Annotated in this window: 14 protein-coding genes; 2 read left to right on the top strand and 12 right to left on the bottom strand. The window is 65.8% G+C overall.

Translation table 11 applies throughout. The features are described 5' to 3' along the window. Window positions 1-293: 293 nt before the first annotated feature. The 10 genes from rseP to GH737_RS00435 all read right to left on the bottom strand — a co-directional run bounded on the left by rseP (window position 294) and on the right by GH737_RS00435 (window position 9,062). The gene (rseP, locus tag GH737_RS00480; RefSeq protein WP_155262895.1) at window positions 294-1,421 is read right to left on the bottom strand and encodes an RIP metalloprotease RseP; all 1,128 of its coding nucleotides are present in this window, start codon (window positions 1,419-1,421) and stop codon (window positions 294-296) included. Beyond that, entirely contained in the window at window positions 1,421-2,581 is a 1,161-nt protein-coding gene (locus GH737_RS00475) for a 1-deoxy-D-xylulose-5-phosphate reductoisomerase (RefSeq protein WP_155262894.1), read from the bottom strand. Before GH737_RS00475 ends, rseP begins: the two co-directional genes overlap by 1 nt. Next, entirely contained in the window at window positions 2,578-3,210 is a 633-nt protein-coding gene (locus GH737_RS00470; protein ID WP_230558542.1) for a phosphatidate cytidylyltransferase, read from the bottom strand. Before GH737_RS00470 ends, GH737_RS00475 begins: the two co-directional genes overlap by 4 nt. After that, window positions 3,207-3,953 (bottom strand): polyprenyl diphosphate synthase, encoded by a 747-nt coding sequence (uppS, locus tag GH737_RS00465; RefSeq protein ID WP_275401936.1) that lies wholly within the window; start codon window positions 3,951-3,953, stop codon window positions 3,207-3,209. The genes GH737_RS00470 and uppS overlap by 4 nt, the downstream gene beginning before the upstream one ends. Continuing rightward, window positions 3,950-4,498 carry a ribosome recycling factor gene (frr, locus tag GH737_RS00460; protein WP_155262899.1) on the bottom strand — a complete coding sequence of 183 codons (549 nt, stop codon included), beginning with the start codon at window positions 4,496-4,498 and terminating at the stop codon, window positions 3,950-3,952. The genes uppS and frr overlap by 4 nt, the downstream gene beginning before the upstream one ends. 15 nt (window positions 4,499-4,513) lie before the next feature. Then, complete coding sequence (gene pyrH / locus GH737_RS00455; RefSeq protein ID WP_155262893.1) at window positions 4,514-5,236, bottom strand: UMP kinase; 723 nt, start codon at window positions 5,234-5,236, stop codon at window positions 4,514-4,516. An 88-nt stretch (window positions 5,237-5,324) separates the two neighbouring features. After that, entirely contained in the window at window positions 5,325-6,269 is a 945-nt protein-coding gene (gene tsf, locus GH737_RS00450; RefSeq protein WP_155262892.1) for a translation elongation factor Ts, read from the bottom strand. A 92-nt stretch (window positions 6,270-6,361) separates the two neighbouring features. Further along, window positions 6,362-7,117, bottom strand: coding sequence for a 30S ribosomal protein S2 (rpsB, locus tag GH737_RS00445; RefSeq protein WP_155262891.1), 756 nt, complete (start codon window positions 7,115-7,117; stop codon window positions 6,362-6,364). A 368-nt stretch (window positions 7,118-7,485) separates the two neighbouring features. Further along, on the bottom strand, window positions 7,486-8,283 hold the full coding sequence (locus tag GH737_RS00440; protein ID WP_155262890.1) for a CDP-alcohol phosphatidyltransferase family protein: 798 nt from the start codon (window positions 8,281-8,283) through the stop codon (window positions 7,486-7,488). Between the two features lie 38 nt (window positions 8,284-8,321). Beyond that, window positions 8,322-9,062 (bottom strand): phosphatidylserine decarboxylase, encoded by a 741-nt coding sequence (locus GH737_RS00435; protein ID WP_155262889.1) that lies wholly within the window; start codon window positions 9,060-9,062, stop codon window positions 8,322-8,324. A gap of 105 nt (window positions 9,063-9,167) precedes the next feature. On the opposite strand from GH737_RS00435, the gene GH737_RS00430 reads away from it, so the two are divergent. Continuing rightward, the gene (locus GH737_RS00430) at window positions 9,168-10,403 is read left to right on the top strand and encodes an NADP-dependent isocitrate dehydrogenase (RefSeq protein WP_155262888.1); all 1,236 of its coding nucleotides are present in this window, start codon (window positions 9,168-9,170) and stop codon (window positions 10,401-10,403) included. On the opposite strand, the gene GH737_RS00425 is transcribed toward GH737_RS00430, so the two are convergent. After that, window positions 10,321-11,610, bottom strand: coding sequence for an FAD-dependent oxidoreductase (locus tag GH737_RS00425; RefSeq protein WP_155262887.1), 1,290 nt, complete (start codon window positions 11,608-11,610; stop codon window positions 10,321-10,323). The genes GH737_RS00430 and GH737_RS00425 overlap by 83 nt on opposite strands. 47 nt (window positions 11,611-11,657) lie before the next feature. Here GH737_RS00425 and GH737_RS00420 point away from each other — a divergent pair, with 47 nt between their 5' ends. Further along, on the top strand, window positions 11,658-13,472 hold the full coding sequence (locus tag GH737_RS00420; RefSeq protein WP_155262886.1) for a cation:proton antiporter domain-containing protein: 1,815 nt from the start codon (window positions 11,658-11,660) through the stop codon (window positions 13,470-13,472). 19 nt (window positions 13,473-13,491) lie between these two features. On the opposite strand, the gene alaS is transcribed toward GH737_RS00420, so the two are convergent. Further along, the gene (gene alaS / locus GH737_RS00415) at window positions 13,492-16,149 is read right to left on the bottom strand and encodes an alanine--tRNA ligase (protein ID WP_155262898.1); all 2,658 of its coding nucleotides are present in this window, start codon (window positions 16,147-16,149) and stop codon (window positions 13,492-13,494) included. Between the last annotated feature and the right edge of the window lie 25 nt (window positions 16,150-16,174).

Below are 16,174 nucleotides of genomic sequence, written 5' to 3'. Positions count from 1 at the left end.
GAGCCGCTGGTTGCCGCGCACCGTGATCGAGCGGATTGTCCCTTGCGCGGCCTGTACGGGGGCGAGCGCGGGCTGGGCCGCCTGCGGCGCTGCGGGGGGCTGCTCGGCGGGGGCCGTCTGCGCGAGCAGAGGCGCTGCCGAACCGCCAAGCACGGTGCCAATCAAAAGCATCGCGCCGGTTCGCCGGCTAAAAGTCGTCGTCCTTGAAATCACCCGTCCCCGCCTTTTGTGCAGTTGGTGCTACGGCGCCCTTCGCCGATTAGCCTCCGGTTGTCGCCCCTGCCCCAAGCCTCCTAACCAATCAAGCGTTGAAGCCGATCCCACAGACCGATGGAGCCGAGATCGTTGACGGTCGTGAAGACCACGAGCGCAAGGATGAGAGCCAGACCACCGCGGAAGGCCCAGTCGAGCGCCCGCGCACTGAGCGGGCGGCGCCTGATCGCTTCCACTGTGTAGAAAAACAGATGTCCTCCATCCAGCAGCGGGACTGGCAAGAGGTTGATGAATCCCAGATTAATTGAGAACAGCGCCAGCAGCTGAACGAACGGCAATGCGCCGAGCGATGCCTGCTGTCCGGCGATCTGAGCGATCTTGATCGGGCCTCCGACGTCCTCGGTCCCGCGCCTGCCGGTGACGATCTGGCCCAGCCCGTCGATCATCGTCCGGGTGATCCGGAAGGTGTAGGTGGTTGCCTCCGGGATGGCGTCGTAGACTGGCAGGCGCTGAAGCACACCGGTCGTCGGGTAGACGCCGAGCAACCCACGGGTGAAGCTCTGGCCGAAGGGGTCGGTAACCGTGTCCGACTTCAGACGGACGCGAATCTCGTGCACCTCGCCGGCGCGTTCGAAGCGCAGCGGGACCGACTCGTTCGGACGCAGAAGCACGACCGAGCGGATGTCCTCGAAATTCGGCGTGCCCTGCCCCGCGACCGACAGGATCTTGTCGCCGGGCCTGAGCCCTGCCTCTGCCGCAGCGGTGTCCGGAACGACCTCGCCGACGACGTTCGTCCGCGGCGCGCCGAGCGTCATGAAGAAAGCCGCGAAAATCAGGATCGCCAGGAGGAAATTGGCCATTGGCCCGGCGAGGACGACGAGGAAACGCTGCCAGACGGGGCGCAGCTGGAAAGCCTTGTCGCGAAGCTCGGGCGGGATGTCATCGAGCGCGGCGGGATTGCTCGCCGGACTCATGTCGCCGACAAAGCGCACATAACCGCCGAGCGGTAGCCACGCGACTTTCCAGCGCGTCCCCTGGCGGTCGGTCCAGCCGAACAGCTCGTGCCCGAAGCCGATCGAGAAGATCTCGGCCGGGATGCCGAACATCCGCGCCACCAGATAATGGCCAAGCTCGTGGAAGAAAACGAGCGGGCCCAATGCGCAGATGAATGCGATCAGGATCAGCCACAGCGGCGGCTGCGGGAGCATTAGTGGCAATCCTCGGTCATCAGCGATTCAATAAGCGACCGCGTGGCGCGGTCGATTTCCAGCACCTCGTCGATGGTTTGGGGCGCAGGGAAATCGGCAGAGTCGAGGGTCCGTTCGACGAATTCGGCGATTTCAGGAAAGCGCAGGCGATTGCCGAGGAAGCCGGCGACGGCGACCTCGTTGGCGGCGTTGAGGACGATCGGGGCTGCGCCCCCGGCTTCGAGCGCCTCGCGCGCGAGACGCAGCGCGGGGAAGCGACTCAGATCGGGCGTCTCGAAGTCGAGCCTGCTGATTGCCGCAAGATCGAGCCGCTGGGCGGGCGTGGCGATCCGCTTGGGCCAGGCGAGCGCGAACGCGATCGGGATACGCATGTCAGGCGATCCCAGTTGAGCGAGCACGGAACCGTCGACGAACTCAACCAGCGAGTGAACCACCGATTGCGGGTGGATGAGCACGTCGATCCGCTCGGACGGAAGCCCGAACAAATAGCGTGCCTCGATCAGCTCGAGGCCCTTGTTCATCATCGTCGCCGAATCGACCGAGATTTTGGCGCCCATCGACCAGTTGGGATGGGCGCATGCCTGTTCGGGCGTGGCGCCGGCAATCGTCTCGGGCAGCGCCGTGCGGAACGGTCCTCCGCTCGCGGTCAGGATGATTCTTGAGACATCCTCCGCGCGAGAACCCGCCAGACATTGGAATATCGCATTATGCTCGCTGTCTATCGGTAGCAGTGTTGCGCCGCTCGTCTGCGCCGCGCGGGTCATCAGCTGCCCGGCCGTGACGAGGGCTTCCTTGTTGGCCAGAGCCACCGTCGTGCCGGCCTCGACGGCCGCCATCACCGGGCGGAGTCCAGCGCACCCGACGATCGCGGCAATCACGATTTCCGCGTCCGCCAATGCGGCGTCGATCAGCGCCGCCTCGCCCGCCGCTGCCCGGCAGCCGGTACCGGCGAGCAGGGCCTGGAGCTGTTCCAGTCGGGATTCGTCAGCGAGGACAGCGAGCTTCGCGTCCATCCGGCGGGCGATGTTCGCGAGTCCCTCGGCACTGGTCGCGGCCGTTACCGCGACAACCTCGAACCGGTCGGAGTTGCGCTCTATGAGATCGAGCGTCGACTTGCCGACCGAGCCAGTCGCGCCCAAGATGGAGATCTTTCGCCTCACGTCAGCCCCAGTAGCTGCGCCGCGGCCGTAAGCACAGCCACGGGCACCAGCCCGTCGAGCCGGTCGAGCACGCCGCCATGCCCCGGCAGCCAGGTGCCCGAATCCTTCACACCGGCGCGCCTCTTCATGCCGCTCTCGAACAAATCGCCCGCCTGCGCGGCGACCGCCAGCACCGGAGCGAGCGCCAGGAGCGCAACGCCAAGGCCGGTCGCAAGCGCCCATGCGCCGCCGAGCAGCGTTGCCGCCGCGATACCGCCGTAGAGCCCCTCAACCGTCTTTCCCGGACTGATCGCCGGCGCGAGCTTGCGCCGTCCGAAGCGGCGCCCTGCGAAATAGGCGCCGATGTCGGTCGACCAGGTTACGATGAACACCCAGATCAGCAGCTCGAGCCCGTGCGCATCGCGCTCACGGATCCAGAGCAGCGCGAGCGCCGGGATCAAGGCATAGAGGAAACCGCTCGCGTACCACACCGCGCCCCGGCCGCGGACGAGCCGGGTCCATTCGTAGAACATCGCCGTCGCGACTGCAGCCACAAAAACCGCGAACACGGTCCCGCCGAGCACCGCCGTCAGCAGCGCCGCCGCGACGAGGAGGAGACCGGTGGCGGTGCGGACGAAAAGCTCGGTCACCGACCACCGAAGCGCCGCTCGCGCGCCGCGAACTGCTCTAGCGCCGCCGCGAAGTCGCGCTCGGCGAAATCGGGCCAAAGCGTACCGACGAACATCAGCTCGGCATAGGCCGCCTGCCACAGCAGGAAGTTCGACAGCCGCACCTCGCCCGAGGTGCGGATCAAAAGGTCGAGCTCGGGCAGGCCGCGGGTCTGCAGTTCGCCCGCGAGTGCATCCTCGTCGATCATTTGCGCGTCGACATCGCCCGCGACCGCCTTTTCGGCCAGATTTCTTGCCGCCGCGACAATCTCGGCGCGCGAGCCGTAGTTGAGCGCGACGACCAGCGTCAGCCGCTGGTTTGTCGCCGTGTGGTCGATCGCCCGGTCGAGCCTCGCCACCAGGTCCGGCCCGAACGCCGAATAGTCGCCGATCAGCCGGAGCTTTACGCCCTCCTTGTGAAGCGTCGCCAGCTCGCGCTCGAGGTAGAAGCGCATGAGGCCGGTGAGGTCGGCAATTTCCTCACTGGTGCGCTTCCAGTTTTCCGACGAGAAAGCGTACAGCGTCAGCACCTCGACGCCATGGTCGACCGCGGACTGCATCGCCCGCCGCACCGCTTCCGCGCCGGCCTTGTGCCCGGCGACACGCGGCAGCCCGCGCTTTTCGGCCCAGCGGCCGTTGCCGTCCATGATAATCGCGACGTGGCGCGGAATCCTCGAGCCCCCCGCAAGCCCGGCGGCGCCCTTGGGGGCGGGAGCGGCGCTCACTTGCCGAGGATTTCCTTTTCCTTCGCCTCGGCCGCCTGGTCGATCTCCTCGATCGTTGCGTCGGTCAGCTTCTGTACCTCGTGCTCGAGCCGCTTGCGCTCGTCCTCGCCGATCTCGTGCTTCTTCTCGTCCTGCTTGAGGTGGTCCATCCCGTCGCGGCGCACGTTGCGAACCGCGATGCGCGCCTTCTCGGCATATTGACCGACGAGCTTGGCGAGCTCCTTGCGGCGCTCTTCGGTGAGCTCGGGGATCGGAAGGCGGATGAGCTGGCCGTCAGTAATCGGGTTCAAACCCAGACCGGCCGAGCGGATCGCCTTCTCGACCGGGCCGACATTCGAACGGTCCCATACCTGTACGGTCAGCATCCGCGCCTCGGGCACGGACACCGTGGCGAGCTGGTTGAGCGGCATATTGGCGCCGTAGACCTCGACGTTGATCGGATCGAGCAGCGCCGTCGAGGCACGGCCGGTGCGAAGCCCGCCAAGGTCGTGCTTCAGCGCCTCTACCGCCCCGTGCATCCGGCGCCTGAGGTCGTCGGTGCTCATCGTAGTCGTCATCATCTACTCTCCATTCTGCACGATCGTCGCCGTCCCGCTCCCCGCTAGCACGCGGGCGAGGTTGCCCGGCTGGCGGACGTTGAAGACGACGATCGGGATATTGTTGTCGCGGCACAATGCCACGGCGGCGGCGTCCATCACCTTGAGGTCGTCGCTCAGCACCTTGCCGAAGGTCAGCGTCTCGTAGCGGGTGGCATCGGGCACCTTCTTCGGGTCGGCGGTGTAGACGCCGTCGACGCTGGTTCCCTTGAACAGTGCATCGCAGCCCATTTCGGCGGCCCGCAAAGCGGCAGCGGTGTCCGTCGTGAAGTACGGATTGCCGGTGCCGGCGGCGAACAGGACGATGCGCCCTTTTTCGATGTGCCTGAGCGCGCGGCGACGGATGTAGGGTTCGGACACGCTCGCCATCGGGATCGCCGACTGGACTCGGGTGTCAACGCCGAGGCGCTCGAGTGCGTTCTGCAGCGCCAGCGCGTTCATGACCGTCGCGAGCATCCCCATATAATCGGCGCTCGCCCGGTCGAAGCCCTTGGCTGCCGCCGCCATGCCGCGGAAGATGTTGCCGCCGCCGACGACCAGGCAAAGCTCGTGCCCCTGCCCCTTGGCTTCGGCGATCTCTCCCGCGAGCCCTGCGGCAGCGTCGGGATCGATCCCGAACTGCCCCTGCCCCATCAGCGCTTCGCCCGACAGCTTCAGCAGGATCCGGTTGAAGCGCGGGCGGGTCATGTGGCGAGTTGGTCCTTCGGCAACGAAAAGGGCGGACACGCTTTAGCGCGCCCGCCCCGTTTTCCAACTGCTAAGCAGCAATCGTCGCTTAAGCGACCGGCTCGGCCTTGCTCGCGCCGGCGGCAGCCGCGACTTCCGCAGCGAAGTCTTCCTGCTTCTTCTCGATCCCTTCGCCGAGCTGAAAGCGGACGAAGCCGATCAGCTGGATGCCGGTCCCGGCCTGCTTCGCGGCGGATGCGACGACCTCGGCGACCGGGGTTTTGTTGTCGCGGACGAAAAGCTGGGTGAGCAGCGCATTCTCCTTGCGGAACTTGGCAAGGCCGCCCTCGACCATCTTCTCGACGATGTTCTGCGGCTTGCCGCTCTCCTTCGCCTTTTCCATGGCGATGCCGCGCTCGCGCTCGATCAGGTCGGACGGAAGGTCGTCGGCGGCCAGCGCGAGCGGGTGCGCCGCGGCGACGTGCTGGGCGATCTGCCGGCCGAGCTCGTTCAGCGTCTCACCAGGCGCGGCGCTATCGAGCGCGACGAGGACGCCGATCTTGCCGAGGCCCGGAGCGACCTGGTTGTGGACGTAGGGCACGACCGCACCCTCACCGACCTCGAGCACCGCTGCCCGGCGGAGCGACTGGTTCTCGCCGATCTTGGCGATATTGTCGGTCAGCTTCTCCTGGACCGTGCCGCCGCCAGGGTACTGCGCCGCGCCGAGGGCTTCAACGTCGCTGCCGTGCTGCAACGCGAGCTGGGCCGCGTTGCGGACGAAATCCTGGAAGATATCGTTCTTGGCGACGAAATCGGTTTCTGAATTGACCTCGACGAGAGCGCCGCGGTTGCCCTCAACCACAGCTCCGATCAGGCCCTCGGACGCCGTCCGGCCGGCCTTCTTGGCAGCAGCCGAGAGACCCTTGGCGCGGAGCCAGTCGATGGCCGCTTCCATCTCGCCATTGTTCTCGGCGAGCGCCTTCTTGCAATCCATCATTCCAGCGCCGGTGCGCTCGCGAAGTTCCTTGACGCTTGCGGCCGTAATGTCAGCCATTTGGTATTCCTTTCGTTCCCCGGCGAAGGCCGGGGCCCAGCCCAAACAAGAAGATTCTGGACTCCGGCCTTCGCCGGGGTACAGGCCAGCTCTTAAGCCTCCAGCGCGGCTTCGACCGGCGGCTCGGCCATTGCGCCGACGTCCTCGCCGCGCGCGGCGGCGTTGCCGCTTCGGCCCTCGTTGGCGGCCTGGGCGACCGCGTCGGTATAGAGGCGGATCGCGCGGCTCGCATCGTCATTGCCGGGGACCGGGAAGGCGATGCCGGACGGATCACTGTTCGAATCGAGGATCGCTACGACCGGGATACCGAGCGTGTTGGCTTCCTTGATCGCCAGCTCTTCCTTGTTGGTGTCGACGACGAACATGACGTCGGGGAGCCCGCCCATGTCGCGGATACCGCCGAGGCTCTTCTCGAGCTTGTCGCGCTCGCGGGTGAGTTGGAGAACTTCCTTCTTGGTCAGGCCGGCCGTGTCGCCGCTGAGTTGCTCCTCGAGGCTCTTGAGCCGTTTGATCGAGTTGGAAATGGTTTTCCAGTTGGTCAGCATGCCGCCGAGCCAGCGGTGATTGACGAAATGCTGACCACTCGCTTGAGCGGATTCCGCGATCGCGTCCTGCGCCTGGCGCTTGGTGCCGACGAACAGCACCTTGCCGCCGCGCGCCACGGCCTGCTGGACGAATTCCAGCGCGCGGGCGAACAGCGGCACGCTCTGCGACAGATCGATGATGTGCACCCCGTTACGATCGCCGAAGATGTACGGCTTCATCTTGGGGTTCCAGCGGTGGGTCTGGTGGCCAAAATGCGCTCCGGCCTCGAGCAATTGCTGCATGGTGACGACGGTGGTCGCCATTGGTCTTCTCCTTCCGGTTCTGCCTCGGCGGAGCCAGTCACCGGCCTTTCGGCCAGCACCGGTATGTCAGCTCCGCCTGTGGGATGCCGGCCACCTAGTCGAACAGGCCGCCGCTTTCAAGGGCTTGGCCGATGGGCCGAGCGAGCGCTTGACAAGTGAGAACAAAAAGAGAACATTGCAGTCCTCACCCCGGGCGGCCCCACTTTCCACCGGAACAAATCAGGTCCGGCTCGGTTGGGCGCTCTCAAGAAGGATGGACACGATGATCGCAGCGCTGGGCACCCTCGCCTTTCTCGTCACCTTGTGGCTGATCGTGGTTCTGGGCGCTTCGGTTCTTGAGGAAAGCGGCGCGAAAATCGCGGCTGCCTTCAAGGGCGTGCCTCGGGCGACGTTGCGGCACGGCCCGCTCGGGCTTCGCTCGCGTGCCCGTTTCCGCCAGCCGATCCGCGGCCGAGCGCAGTGGCGCGCCGCTGCTTGACTCGCGCATAGCTCGCAAGGCTGAACGGGATCATTCCCAGGTAAACTACGGTAATCGCGAGAAGCACGTGCCACGGCGCAGTCAGCAGCGCCGCTCCGAGCAACGCGATTCCGGCAAGTGCGAACAGCCGCCAACCGCTTCGAATCCGAACGCTCGACCAGCTGTAGGTCGGTACGCTCGAGATCATCAGCAACGCGACGAACAGCACCCACGGCATCACGACGTACCAGGCCTGGAACCAGACGCTGCCGGTCACCAGCCACAGGAACACTGGAAGGAAGGCCAGCCCCGCCCCGGCCGGCGCGGGCACGCCGGTGTTAAATCCGGCGGATTTGTGGGGCTGCTCAGTCGCATCGATGCGCGCGTTGAACCTCGCGAGCCGCAGCGCGCAGCAAACCGCCAGCGCCAGTGCCGCCACCCAGCCGAACTTGGGTGCATGTTGCAGCGACCACAGGAACAGGATCAGCGCGGGCGCGGTTCCGAAGGCGACATTGTCACTGAGGCTGTCAAGCTCGGCCCCGAACTTGCTCTGGGCGCGCAGGAGCCGGGCGATTCGGCCGTCCATGCCGTCGAGAACGCCGGCAATGATGATTGCGGCGAGCGCCTTCTCCCATTCGCTGTCGACGGCGAAGCGGACGCCCGTGAGGCCCGAGCACAGCGCCAGTGCAGTCACTGCGTTGGGCACCATGGCGCGAAATGGAATCCCTCGCGCCTCGCGCTCCTCGATCACTGGCTGACGCCCGTCAGAGTCGCATCGACGCCGACTTCAGCGAGCACAGTTTCACCGGCGATTGCACGCTGGCCGAGCAGAACCTTGGGGGCCGTGCCCGCAGGAAGGTAGACGTCGACCCGGCTGCCGAAGCGGATGAGGCCGATTCGCTGCCCCGCCTCGACGTCGTCGCCTTCGCGAACGAACGCGAGGATGCGCCGCGCGATGAGGCCGGCGATCTGGGTCATGCCGATCCGGAGCCCGTCCGCGCCCTCGATCAGGAAATGCTGCCGCTCATTGTCCTCGCTCGCCTTGTCGAGGTCGGCATTGACGAACTTGCCGGGCACGTAGGCGATGCGCCGGACGCGGCCGGTGATCGGCGAGCGGTTAATGTGGACGTCGAACACGCTCATGAAGATCGAAACGCGGGTGCACTCTGTCTCGCCGAGGCCATCGTCCGCGCGCAGCTCCGGTGGCGGCGGCACTCTGGCGATCATCGTCACGAGCCCGTCCGCCGGCGCGATGATCAGCTTGTCGCCGAAGGGGGTGGTGCGCACCGGATCGCGAAAGAAAGTCGCGATCCAGATCGTGATCCCGACCAGCACCCAGTCAAGGACGTGGACGTGAAGCAGAAAAGCGAAGAATGTGATCGCCGCAGCGCCCACAACATATTTGCGGCCCTCGGGATGGACCGACGGGAAGCGCCACTTGACCGTCGTGGCGGGAAGCGGCGTGTCATGCTTGTCGAGGGCGGGCATCAGCGTTCCTTAAAGGGCGCTTGGCGGCCGCACAACGGCGCGGTTGCGTGGCTGTGCCGTGCATCCTAGAGCGCCGCCAACTCCGAAAGACCGCAGGAAAGCGCGATGGCCAAGATCAAGGTGAAGAACCCCGTCGTCGAACTCGACGGCGACGAAATGACCCGCATCATCTGGGAGTGGATCCGCGAACGCCTGGTCGAGCCCTATCTCGACGTCGAGCTGATCCGCTTCGACCTGTCGATCGAGAACCGCGACGCTACAGAAGACCAGGTCACGGTCGACGCGGCGAACGCCATCAAGCAGCATGGGGTCGGGGTCAAATGCGCGACGATCACGCCCGACGAGGCGCGGGTCGAGGAGTTCGGCCTCAAGAAAATGTGGAAATCGCCCAACGGCACGATCCGCAACATCCTCGGTGGTTGCATTTTCCGCGAGCCGATCGTGATCTCGAACGTGCCGCGGCTGATCCCCGGATGGACCGACCCGATCGTGGTGGGGCGCCATGCATTCGGGGACCAGTATCGCGCGACCGACTTCCTCGTGCCCGGGCCAGGTAAGCTGACGATGAAGTGGATAGGTGAGGACGGGCAGGAGCTCGATTTCGACGTGTTCGACTTCCCCGGCTCCGGCGTCGCGATGGGCATGTACAACCTCGACGCGAGCATCCGCGACTTCGCCCATGCCTGCTTCAACTACAGCCTCGACCGCGGCTGGCCGCTCTACCTCTCCACGAAGAACACCATCCTCAAGGCCTATGACGGCCGTTTCAAGGACATCTTCCAGGATATTTACGACAAGGAATACAAGGCGAAATTCGAAGCTGCCGGCATCGAATATCAGCATCGCCTGATCGACGACATGGTGGCATCCGCGCTCAAGTGGAGCGGCAAGTTCGTCTGGGCTTGCAAGAATTACGACGGCGACGTCCAGTCGGACCAGGTCGCGCAGGGCTTCGGCTCGCTCGGGCTGATGACCTCGGTGCTGATGACCCCGGACGGCAAGACGGTCGAGGCCGAGGCGGCGCACGGCACGGTCACCCGCCACTACCGCATGCACCAGCAGGGCAAAGCGACCTCGACCAACCCGATCGCGTCGATCTTCGCCTGGACCGGCGGCCTCAAATATCGCGGCAAGTTCGACGATACGCCCGACGTGGTGCGCTTCGCAGAAACGCTCGAGCGGGTTTGCGTGGAAACGGTCGAGGCTGGTCAGATGACCAAAGACCTGGCGATCCTCGTCGGCCCCGAGCAGCCGTGGCTTACGACCGAGCAGTTCTTCGAGGCGATCGCGAAGAACCTCGAGGCGGCGATGGCGGAGACGACTCAACCGCAGCCCGCTTGAGCCCCGCGTCCGGCGAACGGATGTGCTCGCGCCGGACGCCGAGACCGATGACCCTCGCGGGAATCCGTCGAAGCACCGGGAAGCGGCCGAACAGCCGCAGCACCAGCGGCACCTTGTCGAGAACGGCCTTGCGGACGACCAGCGGTGTCAGCACGCGATCATGGACGGTCTTCTGGCCGCGCTGGATGACCTTCGTCGGAAGCATCCGCCGATCCTGCACCTGTTCCAGCAACCCATCGACGTTCTCGCCGCGCGCCAGCGGCCCGGCTAGGATGTTGGCTGCCGCGACCGCATCCTGAACCGCAAGATTGATCCCGACTCCGCCGACCGGCGACATGGCGTGCGCCGCATCGCCGATCGCTAGCAGTCCGGGCCGCCACCAGCGCGTCAGCCGGTCGAGCGACACCGAGAGCAGCTTCACCTGGTCCCAGTCCTTCAGCGTGTCGACAACTGACGCCAGCCCGGGCGCGGCTTTTGCGATGTCCGTGCGGAACGCCTCGATGCCTCTTGCCTGGATCTCGTCTGCCGCGCCTTTCGGAACGACATAGGCGCACTGCCAGTAATCGCCGCGGTCGATTTCGACGACCAGGGTTCCCGAGCCGAACGTCCCGCCCGTCTGGTTCTCGGCCGTTTTCGTCTTCGGAAGCCGGAACCACAGGACGTCGATCGGCGCTCCGAGGTCCTTCTTCGGAAGCCCCGCCTTCTCACGAAGGGCCGAGCTGCGCCCGTCGGCCGCAATCACGAGCCGCCCGCTCACCTCGTCTCCGCCGGCAAGGCGAACGCCCGCAACGCGCTCCTTCTCGAAAAGGAGGTCGACGACCTCGGCCTCCATTCGAAGCTGGAAGCCGGGATAGCGTCGCGCCTCGTCGGCGAGGAAATCGAGGAAGTGCCATTGCGGCATGAGCGCGACGAACCGGCTCTCGACGGGAAGGTGGCGCATGTCCGCGATGGTGACCTGGCGGTCGGCGACCCGGACCGAGAGCGTGCGGACCTCGTCGTGCGGCCGCTTGAGGAACTCTTCGAGCAGGCCGAGTTCGCGCAGCAGCTCGAGCGTCGAAGGGTGAACCGTGTCGCCGCGGAAATCGCGGAAGAAATCGGCATGTTTCTCGAGCACCTGCACCTTGCAGCCGGCCCGGGCGAAGAGGAGTCCCGCCATCATGCCCGCGGGGCCGCCTCCAGCGATCACCAGATCCTCATCTGACGTCATGGCGTCAGGCTCTACCGCCGTTTCGCAGAAAAGGGCAAAGACGGAGCATGGAAGGTGAATTTGCAACATCTGGATTTAGCGACGCCCTGGTTATCCTGGGTGCCGCGGGGCTCGTCATTCCGGTTTTCGCGCGCTTCCGAATCAGCCCGATCATCGGGTTCATCCTGATCGGAATTGTCGTCGGTCCCGCCGGGTTCGGATCGCTCGCGGCCGCCGATCCCTGGCTCCATTACATCACCATCTCGAACGCCGAGCGGGTTGCCCCGTTCGCCGAGCTGGGAATCGTCCTGCTGCTCTTCTCGATCGGGCTCGAGCTCTCGCTTCGCCGCCTGTGGTCGATGCGCCGCCTCGTCTTTGGGGTCGGCGCGACCGAGCTCATCGGCTGTGCGGTGATCATCGGCGCCGGGCTTCACTGGATCGGTCAGGGGTTGCCCGGCTCAATCGGCCTCGGCCTCGCCCTTGCACTCTCGTCGACGGCGATCGTGATCCCGCTGGTGGGGACGCACTCCGCGGTCGGGCGTGCCGCCTTCGGCATGCTCCTCTTCGAGGATGTCGCCCTCGTCCCGATCGTGTTCGCGCTAGGCGCGATGGCGCCGAGCGCCAGCGCAGGGTTCGGTCCGCTGGTCGGAACCTTGCTGCTCGGTGGGGCGGTCGCCCTGGGACTCCTCTTCGGCGGCAGGCTTCTGCTCCCGATCCTGTTCGCCCAGGCGGCGCGCACTAAAAACCCCGAAGTGTTCCTCGCGGCCTGCCTACTCGTGGTCATCGTCGCCAGCCTGGTCACCTCCGCCATCGGCTTTTCCGCCGTGCTCGGCGCACTGATCGCCGGCATTGTCATCGCCGAAACTGAATATCGCGGCGAGGTCGAGGTCGTTACCGCGCCCCTTCGCGGCCTCGGCCTCGGCATTTTCCTGATCACGGTTGGAATGAGCGTCGACCTCGGACTGGTTTACGCCAATTGGCCCAGCATCCTCGCCGCGCTCGCCTCCGTGCTCGTCATCAAGGGGGTTGTGACTGCCGCGCTTCTTAGAGCTGCGGGGAGCCGAACGGGAGTCGCGGCCGAGACTGGGTTCCTTATGGCCTCGCCGTCCGAAACCACGCTGATCGTGCTCGGCTCGGCAACCGCGGCGCAACTGATCCGGCCGGAAACGGCGGCATTCTGGCAGATTGTCACTGCACTGGGGCTCACCATCACCCCCGTGCTCGGCGTGATCGGACGTCTCGCCGGCCGCCGAATCGACCGAACCGGCGACGCCGAGCTCGGAGATGAGCTCCACGAGGGAGGGCCCGGGAAAGTCGTCATCGTCGGCTTCGGACGCGTCGGTCGGGTCGTCGCGGACATGCTTGCCGCTCACGATCGCGACTATGTTGCGATCGACGCAGACACGGATGCGGTCCGAGGGGGCCGCAGCAAGGGATATCCGGTGCTGTTCGGCGATGTGTCTCGCGGAACCCTCGTCGGGCGTCTGCAACTCGGCCGCCCGAGCGCGGTCATCCTGACAATGGATACGCCGGTGCTGGTCAACCGCCTGGCGCGGCGTCTGCGTGAGGCGTTCCCGGAGCTGCCGATCATCGCCCGCGCCCGCGACACGGCGCACGCCGTCCAGCTTTACAAGGCCGGCGTCACCGACGCGGTCCCGGAGACGCTCGAATCCTCGCTGCTGCTCTCTGAAGCTGCGCTCATCGACCTGGGAGTCGCGGTCGGGCCAGTGATTGCGTCAGTTCATGAGAAGCGCGCCGAGCTGCGTGCCCAGATCATGGCCGAAGCCGAGCTGGATCGGGAACCCCGCTTCTGGCGCCGCCGATTGCGCGACTCGGGTCAGCCGCCGGACGAAACTTCGGACCGCAGCGCGCCGGCGGCGTAAGTCGTGAAGTCGGCGCGGATCACGCCGCGACCTTTTCCAGCGCGTCTTTGACTGCATCGAGCGCGTCGCGCGCTTTTGACCCGTCGGGCCCACCGCCCTGGGCCATGTCGGGACGCCCGCCTCCGCCCTGTCCGCCGAGCGTGGCGACAGCGACCTTGACCAACTCGACGGCATTGACCTGGCCCGCGAGATCTTCCGTTACACCGACGACAACGCTGGCGCGGCCGTCATTGACCGCAACGAGCGCGCCGATACCCGAGCCGAGCCGCTTCTTCATATCGTCAACAGCGGCCCGCAAACCTTTGGGATCGAAGCCATCCACGACTTGGCCGATGAATTTGTGGCCACCGACCTCCTCAGCCGCCGGGCCTTCGGACCTGGCAGTGCTTCCACCCATCGCGAGTTGCTTCTTGGCGTCGGCAAGCTCGCGCTCGAGCCTGCGACGCTCCTCGACGAGGGACGCGATCCGCGCGGGTACGTCGTCGGGGGCACTCTTGAGCGTTGCCGCGGCCTCGCGCAGCTTCGCCTCACGTTCGGAGAGCCACCGCCGCGCTGCCTCTCCGGTCAGCGCTTCGATGCGCCGTACGCCGGACGAGACCGCGCTCTCCGAGACGATCTTGAGCAGCTGGATGTCTCCGAGAGCGCGCACGTGCGTGCCGCCGCACAGCTCGACCGAATAGTCGTTGTCCGTGAGCCTGCCCATCGAGAGCACGCGCACCTCGTCGCCGTACTTCTCGCCGAAGAGCGCCATCGCTCCCGCCGCGATCGCCTCATCCGGAGTCATCAGCCGCGTCGTCACCGGCTCGTTCGAGCGAATCTGCGCGTTCACCTCCGCCTCGACCGCCCCGATCTCGTCGCGGGTGAGCGCCTTCGGGTGCGAGAAATCGAAACGGAAATAATCGGGCGCGACGAGGCTGCCCTTTTGCGTGACGTGGGTGCCGAGGTGCCGACGCAGCGCCGCGTGGAGCAAATGCGTCGCGCTGTGGTTGGCGCGAACGCGGTTGCGGCGGTCGCTGTCGACCTTCTGGTGGATGGTGTCGCCGACCGCAAGCTCCCCGCCGAGGATTTTGGTTCGAAGCGCATGAAGCTTGCCCAGGGGTTTGGATGTTCCTTCAACTTCACCTTCGAAACCTTTGAGAGTGGTCAGTTTTCCGGAGTCGCCAATCTGCCCGCCGCTTTCCCCGTAGAAGGGCGTCTGGTTGAGCAGGACTTCAACCGTCTGGCCGATCCCGGCAGTATCGACGCGTTGACCGTCCTTGACGATCGCCAGGACCACACCCTCGCCTTCGTCCCCCGAATAGCCGGTGAACTCGGTCGCGCCATGTTCCTCGACGATGTCGAACCAGACGTCCTCGCTCGCTTTGTCTCCCGAGCCCTTCCACGCGGCGCGCGCGGCCGCCTTCTGCGTCGCCATCGCGGTGTCGAAGCCGGCCCGGTCGACCCGCAGCCCGCGCGCGCGCAACGCATCTTCGGTCAGATCGTAAGGAAAGCCGTAGGTATCGTAGAGCTTGAACGCGGTTTCGCCGGCGAGCGTGCCGCCGTCGGGAAGCCCCTCAGTGGCCTCATCGAGCAACCTCAGGCCGGTCACGAGCGTCTGCCGGAAGCGCGTCTCTTCCTGCTGCAGCGTCGCTTCGATCAGCGGCTGCGCGCGGATCAGCTCGGGATAGGCTGCGCCCATCTCGGCCACCAGCGCCGGCACCAGGCGCCACATCAGCGGCTCCTTCGAGCCGAGCAAGTGCGCATGGCGCATCGCCCGACGCATGATTCGGCGCAGGACGTAGCCCCTACCCTCGTTGGCCGGGAGAACCCCGTCGGCGACCAGGAAGCCGGATGCGCGCAAATGGTCGGCGATCACCCGGTGGCTCGCCTTGTTCTCGCCTTGCGCCCTGGTCTGGGTCAGCTCCTCGCTCGCCGCGATCAGCCCCCGGAACAAGTCGATGTCGTAATTATCCGGGACGCCCTGGAGCACCGCAGCGATGCGCTCGAGGCCCATCCCGGTGTCGATGCTCTTGCTCGGCAGCTCCGACACGATCTCGTTCGCCGTCTGCTCATATTGCATGAAGACGAGGTTCCAGATCTCGACGAAGCGGTCGCCGTCCTCATCGGGGCTACCGGGAGGGCCGCCCGGGATATGCTCCCCGTGATCGTAGAAGATTTCGGAACAGGGACCGCACGGCCCGTCGTCGCCCATCGCCCAGAAATTGTCCTTGGTGGGGATCCGGATGATCCGGCTCTCGGGAAGGCCTGAGATCTTCTTCCACAGCTCGAACGCCTCGTCGTCGGTGTGGTAGACGGTCGCCGTCAGCCGCTCGGCAGGAAGGCCCCACTCCTTGGTCAGCAAGTCCCACGCAAGCTCGATCGCGCGATCCTTGAAATAATCGCCGAACGAGAAATTCCCGAGCATTTCGAAAAACGTGTGGTGCCGCGCCGTATAGCCGACATTGTCGAGGTCGTTGTGCTTGCCGCCCGCGCGGACGCATTTCTGCGAGGTGGTCGCGGTGCTGTAGGGCCGGCTCTCGAGGCCCGTGAAGACGTTCTTGAACGGCACCATGCCCGCGTTGACGAACATCAAGGTCGGGTCGTTGTGCGGCACCAAAGGCGCCGATTGCACCCGCTCGTGGCCGTTCTTCCCGAAAAAATCGAGGAAGCTGCGGCGGATGTCATTCGTCGAGGTCATCAGCGCGATGTAAATGCCCTGCTGC

The organism is Sphingomonas segetis (assembly GCF_009720245.1).
In the GTDB taxonomy this organism is placed as follows: Bacteria; Pseudomonadota; Alphaproteobacteria; order Sphingomonadales; family Sphingomonadaceae; genus Sphingomicrobium; species Sphingomicrobium segetis.
The sequence above is the reverse complement of the archived record's forward strand: the minus strand, read 5'-3'. Positions and strand labels throughout refer to the sequence as shown.

What these genes read in the sequence shown, in the direction of transcription:
- GH737_RS00420 (WP_155262886.1), top strand. Translation starts at nt 11,658, where the DNA reads ATGGAAGGTGAATTTGCAACATCTGGATTTAGCGACGCCCTGGTTATC.
- GH737_RS00430 (WP_155262888.1), top strand. Translation starts at nt 9,168, where the DNA reads ATGGCCAAGATCAAGGTGAAGAACCCCGTCGTCGAACTCGACGGCGAC.
- pyrH (WP_155262893.1), bottom strand. Translation starts at nt 5,236, where the DNA reads ATGACCCGCCCGCGCTTCAACCGGATCCTGCTGAAGCTGTCGGGCGAA.
- tsf (WP_155262892.1), bottom strand. Translation starts at nt 6,269, where the DNA reads ATGGCTGACATTACGGCCGCAAGCGTCAAGGAACTTCGCGAGCGCACC.
- rpsB (WP_155262891.1), bottom strand. Translation starts at nt 7,117, where the DNA reads ATGGCGACCACCGTCGTCACCATGCAGCAATTGCTCGAGGCCGGAGCG.
- GH737_RS00425 (WP_155262887.1), bottom strand. Translation starts at nt 11,610, where the DNA reads ATGACGTCAGATGAGGATCTGGTGATCGCTGGAGGCGGCCCCGCGGGC.
- frr (WP_155262899.1), bottom strand. Translation starts at nt 4,498, where the DNA reads ATGAGCACCGACGACCTCAGGCGCCGGATGCACGGGGCGGTAGAGGCG.
- GH737_RS00440 (WP_155262890.1), bottom strand. Translation starts at nt 8,283, where the DNA reads ATGGTGCCCAACGCAGTGACTGCACTGGCGCTGTGCTCGGGCCTCACG.
- alaS (WP_155262898.1), bottom strand. Translation starts at nt 16,149, where the DNA reads ATGACCTCGACGAATGACATCCGCCGCAGCTTCCTCGATTTTTTCGGG.
- rseP (WP_155262895.1), bottom strand. Translation starts at nt 1,421, where the DNA reads ATGCTCCCGCAGCCGCCGCTGTGGCTGATCCTGATCGCATTCATCTGC.
- GH737_RS00435 (WP_155262889.1), bottom strand. Translation starts at nt 9,062, where the DNA reads ATGCCCGCCCTCGACAAGCATGACACGCCGCTTCCCGCCACGACGGTC.